The sequence below is a fragment of the Iodobacter violaceini genome, from assembly GCF_011601265.1.
Taxonomy (GTDB): Bacteria; Pseudomonadota; Gammaproteobacteria; order Burkholderiales; family Chitinibacteraceae; genus Iodobacter; species Iodobacter violaceini.
In genome coordinates this window covers 85,934-97,644 of sequence record NZ_JAAOLX010000008.1, presented here as the reverse complement: position 1 = coordinate 97,644, position 11,711 = coordinate 85,934, and the positions used below count along the sequence as shown (strand labels likewise).

Annotated in this window: 10 protein-coding genes; 1 reads left to right on the top strand and 9 read right to left on the bottom strand. The window is 47.8% G+C overall.

What is annotated here, in order from left to right:
• Positions 1-5: 5 nt before the first annotated feature.
• Together HA050_RS15735 and flgA are read right to left on the bottom strand one after the other, a co-directional pair.
• Complete coding sequence (locus tag HA050_RS15735) at positions 6-959, bottom strand: bifunctional riboflavin kinase/FAD synthetase (protein ID WP_166828158.1); 954 nt, start codon at positions 957-959, stop codon at positions 6-8.
• Positions 960-1,101: 142 nt separating this feature from the next.
• On the bottom strand, positions 1,102-1,776 hold the full coding sequence (gene flgA / locus HA050_RS15730) for a flagellar basal body P-ring formation chaperone FlgA (RefSeq protein ID WP_166828155.1): 675 nt from the start codon (positions 1,774-1,776) through the stop codon (positions 1,102-1,104).
• Between the two features lie 68 nt (positions 1,777-1,844).
• On the opposite strand from flgA, the gene HA050_RS15725 reads away from it, so the two are divergent.
• Positions 1,845-3,317, top strand: coding sequence for a DNA recombination protein RmuC (locus HA050_RS15725; RefSeq protein WP_166828152.1), 1,473 nt, complete (start codon positions 1,845-1,847; stop codon positions 3,315-3,317).
• 47 nt (positions 3,318-3,364) lie between these two features.
• Here the strand turns inward: HA050_RS15725 and HA050_RS15720 are convergent, their stop codons facing one another.
• The 7 genes from HA050_RS15720 to HA050_RS15690 form a co-directional block, all read right to left on the bottom strand.
• Positions 3,365-4,579, bottom strand: a complete 1,215-nt coding sequence (locus tag HA050_RS15720) for an EAL domain-containing response regulator (protein WP_240929094.1) — start codon at positions 4,577-4,579, stop codon at positions 3,365-3,367.
• 5 nt (positions 4,580-4,584) lie between these two features.
• Positions 4,585-5,745 (bottom strand): protein-glutamate methylesterase/protein-glutamine glutaminase, encoded by a 1,161-nt coding sequence (locus HA050_RS15715; protein ID WP_166828146.1) that lies wholly within the window; start codon positions 5,743-5,745, stop codon positions 4,585-4,587.
• 101 nt (positions 5,746-5,846) lie between these two features.
• Positions 5,847-6,314, bottom strand: coding sequence for a chemotaxis protein CheD (locus tag HA050_RS15710; RefSeq protein ID WP_166828143.1), 468 nt, complete (start codon positions 6,312-6,314; stop codon positions 5,847-5,849).
• An 18-nt stretch (positions 6,315-6,332) separates the two neighbouring features.
• A complete protein-coding gene (locus HA050_RS15705) occupies positions 6,333-6,902 on the bottom strand; it encodes a chemotaxis protein CheW (RefSeq protein ID WP_166828140.1) in 570 nt (189 codons plus the stop codon).
• 36 nt (positions 6,903-6,938) lie between these two features.
• On the bottom strand, positions 6,939-8,510 hold the full coding sequence (locus HA050_RS15700) for a methyl-accepting chemotaxis protein (RefSeq protein WP_166828137.1): 1,572 nt from the start codon (positions 8,508-8,510) through the stop codon (positions 6,939-6,941).
• Between the two features lies 1 nt (position 8,511).
• On the bottom strand, positions 8,512-10,707 hold the full coding sequence (locus HA050_RS15695) for a chemotaxis protein CheA (protein WP_166828134.1): 2,196 nt from the start codon (positions 10,705-10,707) through the stop codon (positions 8,512-8,514).
• Between the two features lie 48 nt (positions 10,708-10,755).
• Positions 10,756-11,073: an STAS domain-containing protein gene (locus HA050_RS15690; protein WP_166828131.1), complete on the bottom strand. Its 318-nt coding sequence runs from the start codon at positions 11,071-11,073 to the stop codon at positions 10,756-10,758.
• Positions 11,074-11,711: the final 638 nt, after the last annotated feature.

Below are 11,711 nucleotides of genomic sequence, written 5' to 3'. Positions count from 1 at the left end.
GTTTTTTATTTGTTGCGGGCGTCTTTATGACGTGAGGCATTTTTGTTTACCGCAAACCATTCTTTGGCAGCGATACAATCTTTCTCGATTTGCGCGACTAAAGTCGGCAAATCAATATATTTTTCTTCGTCACGCAGTTTATGCAGAAAGTCTACACGCAGATGCTGACGGTATATCTGCCGGTTAAAATCAAATAAATGCGCTTCTAATTTAGGGTAGAGGTCGCCGCCGTGGATGGTGGGGCGAAATCCTAAGCTTGCTACGCCTTGATATGGCTTTTCAAGCCCGTGGATTTCCACTACAAAAATGCCAAATAAAGGCGGGTGATTATGTTTTATCTGAATATTGGCCGTTGGAAAACCAAGCGTTCTGCCAATTTTATCACCATTAACAACCCGCCCGGAAATCGAGTAAGGGCGGTTTAAATAGTGCGCGGCTAAATTCATATCACCAGCGGCTAAGGCATTGCGCACGGCGGTGGATGAAATTCTCAGGCCACCGTCTGCAACGGTGGCAAGACTACAGGTGCTGAAATCCGGGCTGGCTTGCAGCAGGGCAAAATCGCCTGCGCGTTTTGCGCCAAAGCAAAAATCGTCGCCCACAATCACATGGCGGGCATTTAAGTCTTGAGCCAGAACCTGGTCTCTGAAATCCAGCGCGCTTAAAGATGAAAACTTGCGGTCAAAGCGTTGCACAACCACGTAGTCAATCTCTCTGGCTGCCAGCAGCTCCAGCTTTTCCCGCAGGCTGGTGAGGCGGGCGGGCGCTGAAGCTGGTGCAAAAAACTCCCGCGGGTGGGGCTCAAAGGTAAGTACGCAGGTTTTGAGCCCGTGCATTGACGCTGCCGATTTTAATTCGGCCAACATGGCTTCATGGCCAGCGTGCAGGCCATCAAAATTACCGATGGTGATTGCCGCAGGAGGAAGGTGTGCGTCGGAAACGCTTCTGAAAACTTGCATGCTTAAGCGCTTAGGCTGACTTTACAAAGCCGTAAATTGTAGCGGCTGGCGAGCGTTTTGTCAGTTCGCATATGAAGATGGGTGATTATTGCTGGATTTTTGCGCGGACGGGTACTCTGCTGAGTTCGTTTTACAGGCTATTTCAATGGCTCACGTCCACGCTGCCTGTTGCTGTGGCGATGCCCTGGATGATTTGTCTTGTACCCACGCGCACGCGCACCGATTGCCCTTCGGCGGCATTATTCATGGCAATTCCTTCGTTTGCCACCTCAATAACGTCATCACGATAAATGACCCGTACTTTTTGATTTTGCTGGATCACCATGGCGGCTCTGAGCATTTCGCTGCGCAGGGGTTTGCCCGATGCAACGGCGGTGTTGAGCACACGGCCCACGGCCTGGGAGGGATCCATAATCACAGATCCGGGAAGGGTGCCCAGGTCTCCCTGCTGAGCAGACAGATCGCCTGTGGCAATTTCCTGATTGCCAGACAGAGGACGTGCTGCGGTGTAATAGGTCACCAGCAGAGAAACTTTAACCGGCAGATTGATGCCCCAGCTGGCACCGTCCACACATTGAATTCTGAGCATGGTGTTGCCTAAAAGCCGGTAGCCGCTGGGAAGCCCCACATCGTATTGCTTGCAGGGGGCAAGCTGGATGCGTTTATCAATCTGGCTGAGCTGATAGCTCGGCACACCATTGCTGTTGGCGAGGGATTGATCCAGCCATTGTTGCGCCGCACGCTGAATGGCGGCGATATCTGTGGCATGAACGGCACAGGTGGATAGTGCAAATAGTGTAAATAGCAGAGGTCTCATGGAAGTGATTATAGGCGTACTGCCGTACATCGCCTACAATCGTGGCGTTGCGGGATAAGTGGAAAACCATGTTAGATCTATTGTTTGGAATTACAACGCTGGTGGTTTTGCTGGCTGGCGCTCTGGTGGTTGCGCGTTTGCAGCAGCTGGCACAGTCGCAAAGAGATGTGTTGGATACGCTGACGCAGGATATGGAGGCAAAGCACAGGGAAATGCTCTCTGATTTGCATCAGGGCTTAAGCCGGCAAACAGAAAGCACGCATGCAGCCTTAACGCAGCAGGGCGCGCAATTGTCTGATGCGGTTACGCGATCAGGAGAGCGCTTGCGTGATACCATGACCGAAGCATTTGAGCGGGTGCGCAGTGGCGTAGGCAGTGAATTAAAAGAAACGCGTGAATCGCTGACGCGCTTGCAAACCGCGCAAACCGAATCGCTTTCAACCATGCGCCTGTCTTTAACTACAACTTTGTCGGAAACACGCGAGCTGGTGGTTAAGCAATTGAGCGATATTTCCAGCCAGCTGTCGGGTAAGCAAGATGCTTTGCGGGAAGAAATTTTATTAAAACTTTCCCAGATGCTGGCCGAGCAATCGGTGCGCGAAATGGAGCAGATTCAAAATGCCCTGGCGCTGACCACCGCGCAGCTGACTGCTGCCGTGGGGGAATTAACCAAAACAGCCGATGCAAAACTGGGTGAGATTTCCGGGAAAGTCACGGAACGCCTGGATGAAGGATTTAAAAAGACCAATGAAACGTTTGCCAGCGTGATGGCACGCCTTGCCACGATTGATGAGGCACAGAAGAAAATTGATGGCTTAACCACCAATGTGGTGAGCCTGCAGGAATTGCTGGGTGATAAACGCAGCCGTGGCGCGTTCGGCGAGGTGCAGCTGGAACATCTGATCCGCAATGTGTTACCCAACCAAGTGTACGAATTTCAGTCGGCTTTAAGTAATGGCACACGCGCCGATTGTATTTTGCGTCTGCCTGAGCCTACGGGCACGGTGGCTGTGGATGCTAAATTCCCGCTTGAAAACTATCACCGTATGTTTGATGGCTCCCTGGACAGGGTTGTGGCTTCGAAAGCTTTCAGGGGCGATATTAAAAAGCATATCGACGATATCTCCAGCAAATATATTATCCCGAATGAAACAGCCGATGGCGCCGTGATGTTTATCCCTGCGGAGGCGGTGTTTGCTGAAATCCATGCCTATCACCCTGAGCTGGTGCAGCATGCCATGGCTAAGCGGGTATGGATTGTTTCGCCCACCACCCTGATGGCAGTGCTCAATACGGCTAGGGCCGTGATTAAAGACGTGGAAACGCGCAAGCAAGTGCATATCATCAAAGAGGCATTGGGTAAGCTGGGGCAGGAGTTCACCCGTTTTGATGACCGGATGAAAAAATTAGCGACACATATTCGCCAGGTGAATGACGATGTGCAGCAGGTGAGTATCACCAGCGATAAAATTTCGCGCCGCTTTGTGGAGATCGAGCAGGTGAAGCTGGAAGGGGAGCCAGAGCCCGTATTGGTGGAGTAAAACAATAAACGCCACGGTCAAAACGTGGCGTCCGGGCTGCACTGGCTTCAGGGCGCTGGTTTGCAAAGTTCTCTGAGCCGCTGGTTGTTGTTTTTCAGCCAGGGAACGATTTCATCGCCGGGCATGGGCTTGGCGGTGAGATAGCCCTGGACAATATCGCAGCCCAGCTCTTGTAAGACGACCAGGTCTTCTACGCACTCAACGCCTTCAGCCACGCTTCTGAGTTCCAGTTTTTTAGCGATCTCAATGGCGCTGGCAAGAATGGCGCGCAGATGAGGCTTGGCATGTGCGCCATCTACAAATGATCGGTCCAGTTTTAGCTCGGTAAAGGGGATGCGGGAAAGCTGCTGCATCGATGAAAAACCCGTGCCGTAGTCATCAATCGATAAACCAAAGCCTTTAAGTCTGAGCCTTGCCAGCGTTCCCAGCGCATTGCCTACATCGCCCATTACGGCTGTTTCAGTGATTTCCAGCACAATAAAACTGGGGTCGATGGCATAGCTCGCTACTTTCTGGGCGATATGCTCGGCAAAAGTGGAGTTGGATAAAGACAGCATGGATAAATTAATCGCCACGGTAATTTTTAATCCGCGTTCATGCCAGTGCCGGCACTGCTGAAGGGCCAGGTCCAGAATCTCCATCGTCAGCTCGTTGATTAATCCTTGCTCTTCTGCAATGGAAATAAACTGCGAAGGCATGACCAGCCCTTTTTCGGGGTGCTGCCAGCGAATCAGAGTTTCAACCCCTTTTATGACGCCCGTTTTGATGGAAATCTTAGGTTGGAAATAGGCAAGAAACTGATGTTCAACCAGCGCTTTCGTGATTTCAGAAGCCGCCATAACGACTTCTGGCCTCGATTGCGGGCTGTCTTTGCTGATGGGTTTGAAATGATCGAATGATTTGCTGAGCTGCTCAATAGTGAGTGGTTTTTTGATGGCGCCAAGCACAGGCAGACCATAAGCCTGCAGCATGGTTTCTACCGACGAAATCAATGCGTCTTCTTTGGCGCTGGATACAATCACCGATACCGCAATGTCCCGGTGTGCTAATTCCTGAATCAGCTCAATGCCATCCATTCCTGGCATTTCCAGGTCAATAAGCATGACATCCGGAAGCGGGGAGTTTTGCAAAAGAAGCAGAGCCTCATTGCCATCGGATGCTTCACCCACCACGCTCAGCCCCAGCTCGGCGCAGAGTGTGGCGGCATGCATTCTTTGAATGAGGCTGTCTTCTACAATAAAAACATTGAGTTCGAAGGGCATAATCATCACCGGTTGGAAAGTTTTGCAATCACGTCAGGAATTCGCTCAAGAGCAATCACTTCGTCGCTTGCTTCCAGTTTTATTGCTTCTTTAGGCATGCCAAAAACCACACAGCTGGCCTCATCCTGCGCGTAGGTACGGGCACCTGTGTCATGCAATTCTTTTAAGCCTTTGGCGCCGTCATCCCCCATGCCGGTCAGAATAAACCCGGTTGCGTTCCGGCCAGCTGCGTTGGCGACGGATCGGAATAACACATCGACAGACGGGCGGTGCCGGCTGACCATTGGGCCATCAATGACATCCACATGATATTGGGTGCCGTTTCGCTTAACCAGCATATGCTTCCCACCCGGCGCAATTAGTGCAAGCCCAGGTAAAATACGATCATTGTTTTTGGCTTCCCGTACTTCAATTTGCGAAAGACTGTTTAGCCTTGCTGCAAAAGTGGCGGTGAATTTTTCGGGCATATGCTGAACAATCACAATGCCGGGCGAGGTTTTAGGCAGCTCGGGCAGAATGCTTTCAAGTGCCTGTGTGCCTCCTGTTGATGTGCCTATGGCGATGATTTTTTGCGTGGTTTGTATGGTGCTCTGGCTGCCAGCAGCCTGCAAAATCGCATCGGCCGAAAGCTTTGGCGAGCTCATTCTTTCCTGCATGATGCTGGCCGATGATGCCGGGGCTGAAGGTGTTCTTGAGGGCGGTGCCGCAGGCGGGCTGCTGTGATGGGCTTGCGGCGTGGCGGCTGTGGACGGGCGCAGCCGTTGCAGTCTTGCCATGGAAGCGGCACGAATGGCATGAATCAGATCGGCCGAGCTGTCCTGAATAAAATCACGCACGCCAAGAGAGGGCTTGGTGATAATGGCCAGCGCTCCTGCCGAAAGGGCCTGCATTGTGATTTCCGCCCCTTTTTCTGTGAGCGAAGAGCAGATCACCACGGGTGTCGGGCGCTCGGCCATGATCTTTTTTAAAAAGGTCAGCCCGTCCATGCGGGGCATTTCGATGTCCAGTACGATTACATCCGGCCATTCTTTTTCCATTTTTTCGCGGGCAAAAATGGGGTCTGGTGCAGAACCGATCACTACGATGTCGCTGGCTTTTGAAAGCGTGTCGAGCATGACTTGCCGCACCACCGCAGAATCATCAACGATCATGACTTTAATGGTCATGGTTTAGCCTTGCTTAATGAGCATAATCTTAGTTATAGGGTGTTAATACAGATTGCGCTTTTTGAGTTGAGATTGCCTGCCAGTCTGGTCGTGATTTTGCGTTATTCGGCCTGATGCAATAATCGGTGAACAATGATTTTGCCCGTGCTCAGGTCGAGTAATACTCTGCGGGAATGGCGTCCTCCCGTGTCTTCAAAATCAATATTGAGCGACGCATTAAGTAATATTTGCTTGGCAGCGTAAATATTGCGGCTGCCTATGGATAAGGATCTGACTTCTGCTTGCAAAATATTGCTGCCGCCGTAAATGTGGTAGCGGTATTCGCTGGGGGAGGTGGTATTACGCTGCATAAACTGGCAAAGCAAATTAAAAGCATCGCTGCCGTAACGGCCGTCTAATGCTGCATTTTGCGTGGGTTCGGGAAGCAAAAAATGGCACATGCCACCAAGCAGGCGCTGAGGATGCCATGCAGTGATGGCAAGGCAGGAGCCCAGCAGCGTGTAAAGCTGGTCAGGTGATTGGGAGAAGCGAACTTCGCCAGGGAGCAGAACAATGCGCTTAACCGGCATGGCGGTGTTGTAACTCGTTTATTGTGTTTCGCGGGAGTCGGAATTGGCATGGTGCTCCAAGCTGAGGTGGACGTTTTCGTCAACGAGATCAGCCATTTCGCCTAAGGATAGCGCATGGTTTACATCAAGGATAATGACGAATTTATCGTTGATGCTGCCGATTCCCGCAATAAACTCACTGCGTACTTTTGCCCCGAATTCGGGAGGCGGCTCTACTCTGGATGCGGGAATTTCAATAACCTCGTTGACCGAGTCAACCAGTACCCCAATATCATGATATTCCCCGGCAAAAAAGACTTCCAGTATGACGACGCAAGAGCGGCGGCCAATCTTGCTGCTGCTTTTGCCAAAACGCACAGCTAAATCAATCACCGGAACCACCGCGCCACGCATATTAATTACGCCATGCATAAATTGCGGCATAAGCGGCACTTCGGTGACGCCAGCGTATTCAATGATTTCTTTTATATTATGAATAATGACAGCAAAAAGCTCCTGATTTAAGGTGAAAGTAAGATACTGCTTTTCTTCTGCGGGAGCAGGAGTAAGGCCTTCTTCTTTGTTTTTCCTCAGGTTGCGGATATTCATGGATTTGTTCCTTGGTGATCGCCAAAAAAGCACGGCTCAGGATAGGGGGGGCTGGTTGAGAATTCCCGTTTTTCCTGTTGTTTTTGTGGTGTGTTCTGTGCGAAAAAAGCAAATCATTTCTTGCAGGTGCGAGGCATGGACAGACAGCTCTTCGGCCGTTGAGTTGAGTTCTTCGGCCGCAGCCGCATTGCCTTGGGTGGCTTGTGAGATTTGCGTCATTGCACTGCTGATTTGCTCTATACCCTTTGATTGCTCTTCTGAGGCGGCTGAAATTTCTTCAACTAAATCAGCTGTTTTTTGGATTAACGGCACGATTTCTTCCAGTCGCTCACCAGCGCTGGCGGCTTGTCCCACGCTGCTGTCAGCTAACTCGCTGATTTCTTGTGCCGCAATTTGGCTGCGTTCTGCCAGTTTTCGTACTTCGGCAGCCACAACGGCAAACCCTTTGCCGTGTTCCCCTGCACGCGCTGCCTCAATGGCGGCATTAAGGGCCAGTAAATTAGTTTGATAAGCAATATCGTCGATGATTTTAATTTTGCCCGCGATTAGTTTCATGGCGCATATGGTTTCTTTTACCGCCGCCCCACCATCAACGGCTTTAACCGATGCTTTGCCCGAGATGCCTTCGGTAATCTTGGCGTTTTCATTGTTTTGTGAAATTGTTGCGGTGATTTCCTCAAGAGATGAGCTGGTTTCTTCGATGCTGGCGGCCTGCTCGGAGGCGTTTTGAGATAAATTTTGTGATGAAACACTGACTTGTTCGGAGGAGCTGGCAAGCGCATCTGATGTGGCATAAATTTCGCCCATCACTTGATTAAGCGTGCCGGCCATCTTTTTTAAAGAAAAAATAATGCTGGATTGATCTTCATGAGCCAGCGCGACATTAATTGATAAATTGCCTGATGCCACTTGTTCTGCAATATCAACTGCAAGACTGGGCTCGCCGCCGATTTGCCGCACAATCTGTCTGCTGATAAATATAGCAATGATTAGCGAAAGTAAAAATGAGCCAATGATAATGCTGCTTATCAGCAGGGTAATTTGTTCTGAATTTTCGTTGGCATGGTTAAAAAATTGCTTGCTTTGTGCCTCTTTTATATCCTGAAGGGCAGATAAGGCATCGTCGAATTTTTGAAAACTGGGCCTAACTTCATTGATAATAATCTCTTTAATAAGGTCGATATCTTGTTGCTGTTTAACCGCATCAATGACCTTTTTCTGGGCCAGTTTAAATTCCTGCCAATCAGAAGGCAGCGCCTGGATGAGTTTTTGCGCTTCCTCATTTTGCTGCGTGTTATTAAATTTAGTAATAAGATCCATCATTGTTTTTTCATAACCATCCATTTCTGTAATCAGGTCTTTTTGCATTTTTTCATTTTTGGCTAAGAGGTAAAAATTGAGTTTTCTTACAATATAAACAGCGTTTAAATTGGCTTTTGCATTGTCTTTAATCGGAATTAGCTGATCTGTGTACATATTGTTTACGAGTTGATTGAGCTGTTTTATTTCATAAATGCTGATTGCCCCGGTCAGCAGAGAGGTTCCTGCAATGATCAGAAATGAAACAAGCAGTTTGTTCCCGATTTTTGAGTGGTTAATCCAATCCATATTATTCTCCAAAGTGGCTGTTTGTTATCATGGATATATGCTCTCTCAGCAGCATTGCCTTGTTGCTGGAATGGTGAGAGTAATCAGATTTTTTATGCGCAAATTGAATCAGCTGAGCGACATCCAGAATAAGCGCAACCTGGCCCGAGCCTAAAATGGTAGAGCCGCTGATTCCTTTTAATTCTTTAAACAGCAGGCCCAGAGGTTTGATAACGGCCTGAAACTCGCCAATTAATTTGTCAACGACTAATCCTGCACGGTGCTGGCCGTATTGAATAACAACGATATTTTCTTTATTGCTTTTGTTCTCAGGGAAGTCGAAAAGGCTGCGTAAGCGTACAAAAGGAAGAACTTTTCCCCGTAAATTAACAAAATTATGCTGTTCGTCGTCAGGTGTCAGCTCGGCGCATTCCAAAACCAGATCAAGTGGAATAACAAAAGTAGCATCAGCCACCATGACTTGAAATCCATCGATAATGGCCATGGTCAGCGGAAGGCGGATTCTGAAAATACTCCCTGTTCCTTCTTCAGACAAAACTTCTACTTCACCGCGTAATTGTTCAATATTGCGTTTTACTACGTCCATGCCTACGCCACGCCCGGAAAGGTGAGTGACTTTATCTGCGGTGGAAAATCCAGCGGCAAAAATAAGCTGATAAATTTCATGCTCGCTTAAAACAGCCTCTTTGCTGATTAGATTCTTTTCAATGGCCTTGTTTAAAATGCGTTCTTTATTTAAACCTGCACCATCGTCACTTACTTCAATGACAACACTGCCTGAATCGTGAAAAGCATTCAGAATGATTTCGCCTGCAGCGGGTTTTTCTTTGCTAATTCTCTCGTGCGGGAACTCAATGCCATGATCAACAGCATTTCTGACGATGTGCATCAGCGGGTCGCTTAACTTTTCTATCATGCTTTTATCAAGCTCTGTATCTGTTCCTATAAGCTTAAGATTGATTTGTTTGTTTAAGTCTCTGGCCGAATCACGTATAACCCTTGGGAATCGTTCAAATACCTCTTTTATTTGCACCATTCTCAGGTTGAGTGCATTGTTCCGGATTTGCTCAACCAGCTCAGACAAGTTGGCACATGCTTCGTTCATGGCTGGATCATTTGTTTTTTTAGAAATTAAATTTGCCGCAGCACCCGCAATAACCAGCTCGCCGACCATATTAATTAAAGCATCCAGTTTGCCTGCTTCTACTTTTATATATTTCAATTCATTGCTTTTTTTATCTTCGGCTTGTTTCTGTTTTTGCAACGCGGCAGCGACGACCGGGGCCGCAACTATTTTCTCTTCAATAAAAATACTGCCTAATTGCCGGTCAGGTTCTGTGCTTTGAATATGCAGAATTTCTTCAAGCTCTAATGGTGTAATTGATCCGCCTTTTAATATGATTTCTCCTAAAAGCTGCGGGGGCTCTGGCAGTGAGTGAATCAGATCAATATATTCCTGAATTTTTGCATGCGGGGGCAAAATACGAATCGTGCTGTCTTTACGGATAAAGTCAAATGCACCTTCGATGGTTTGTTTATCTTTATCCGATTCAAGATCAATCTCAAAGCCTAAATAACAGTCTTCTGTGTTGATTTTATCCAGTGCGGGTATGTTATCGGTTAGCGTACAGATGTAACTTATTTCACCTAATGTTGCTAAATAACGAATAAACTCCAGCGGATCCATGCCATTCATTAAATTATTTTTATTAAAGCGCAGTGAGATATGCCAATGGCTGTCGCCGGTTTGTTTGTGTTCGTCTTTTTCGATGGAGCCGGTGGGGTCTATGGTTTGTACGCTGCTTGTTGAGAACAAAAAACCATCAAGCTGCCTGAGCAGGTTTGCCCGGTTTTCCGGATCCGGATCCATGTTTTCTGTTTTGTCTTCAACGGCATTAATTAAGAGGCTGAGATAGTCTTTGCATTCAAGTAAAATAGAGATCATTTTTTCATCAATAGCGATTTCATTGCTTCTGACCCGGTCCAGCAGGCTTTCCATGCTATGGGTAAAAACTACAATATGCTCAAGCGAAAATAGCGCTGCGGAGCCTTTTATGGTGTGCGCGGCACGAAAAAGCGAATTTATTTCTTCACTGCTGGCGTTGCTGCCCTCAATGGTCAGGAGTGCGGATTCCATCGAGTTAAGCAAATCTCTCGCTTCTTCGATAAGGGCTCCTCTGGCGCTGTCTAAATCCATTTGTTACTCCCGGGTTATGCCCTGAGTCATTTTCAGATTTTGCCGGGACTAACGCAGTGTCAGTACTAATGGATCACCCAATTCGGCGGCAATATTGTAAAGATCAATGACATCAAGTACGCACTGGCTGTGTTCCTGAAATTGCAGTGTTATTTTTTTATCGTGAGCATATTTTTTTAAACTGATTAAAAGCTGAATGCCTGCACTGTCTACTTCATTGACTTCAGATAAATCGATATAAATGGTTTTTTCTGTCTGTAATAATTCGAGCAGGGTTTCCTGCATTAATTTACTGGTGTAAATGGAGATTTCACCACTGATTGAAATGGTGCATCTCTCATTTTGAATTTTGTGAGTGATGGGCATTGCATTCGTCCTGCGGTGTTGGCCTGAGAAAGCGCGCTTTAAGTTGCTGACAGTAACGTCAGGGCTGAAAGGTTTTTGCTTTGCAGGTGGGGGGCCGTGTTGAGGAGTAACACTCTGCGGCTATATGCTTTATGTCCTGGCTGCTGGTTGAAAATGCAGCTCCGGATTGTTTTTTTACTGCTTAACAGAGGCGCACGCTTCATTTTTAAGGCTTTTATTGTCTTGATCGGTAACTTATTCATAGTCAATCTTGATCGAACTTGAAAGCCACTAATTAAATTACTGTCTGTTTACAAGGGCATACTCAACAGTTGGGGCTTGTCCCGATGTAATGAATGGCCTGCTTTGTTAGATTGAAAAAATAGGATTAGGGATAATCAAAATATCGCGGCGGCCGGTTTAACCGGCGGGCCGTGTTTTTGTCTGTATAACGTCATCCTTCTCTGTTTACTGGTGTATTTGCGGGGATGGGGCAAGGTGGTTACATGCTCCCTTCGGGTTGAGCGTGCGGTGATTAAAGGCCCGGTTTAAAACGTTTGGGGTGGTCTTTTCTGAATGTACTGAATAATAAATAGCGCTGGTTTAAGGCGTTTTACCGTGTTTTTCCGGCCTGATTCTGCTGCTGTAAATTGCCCGCA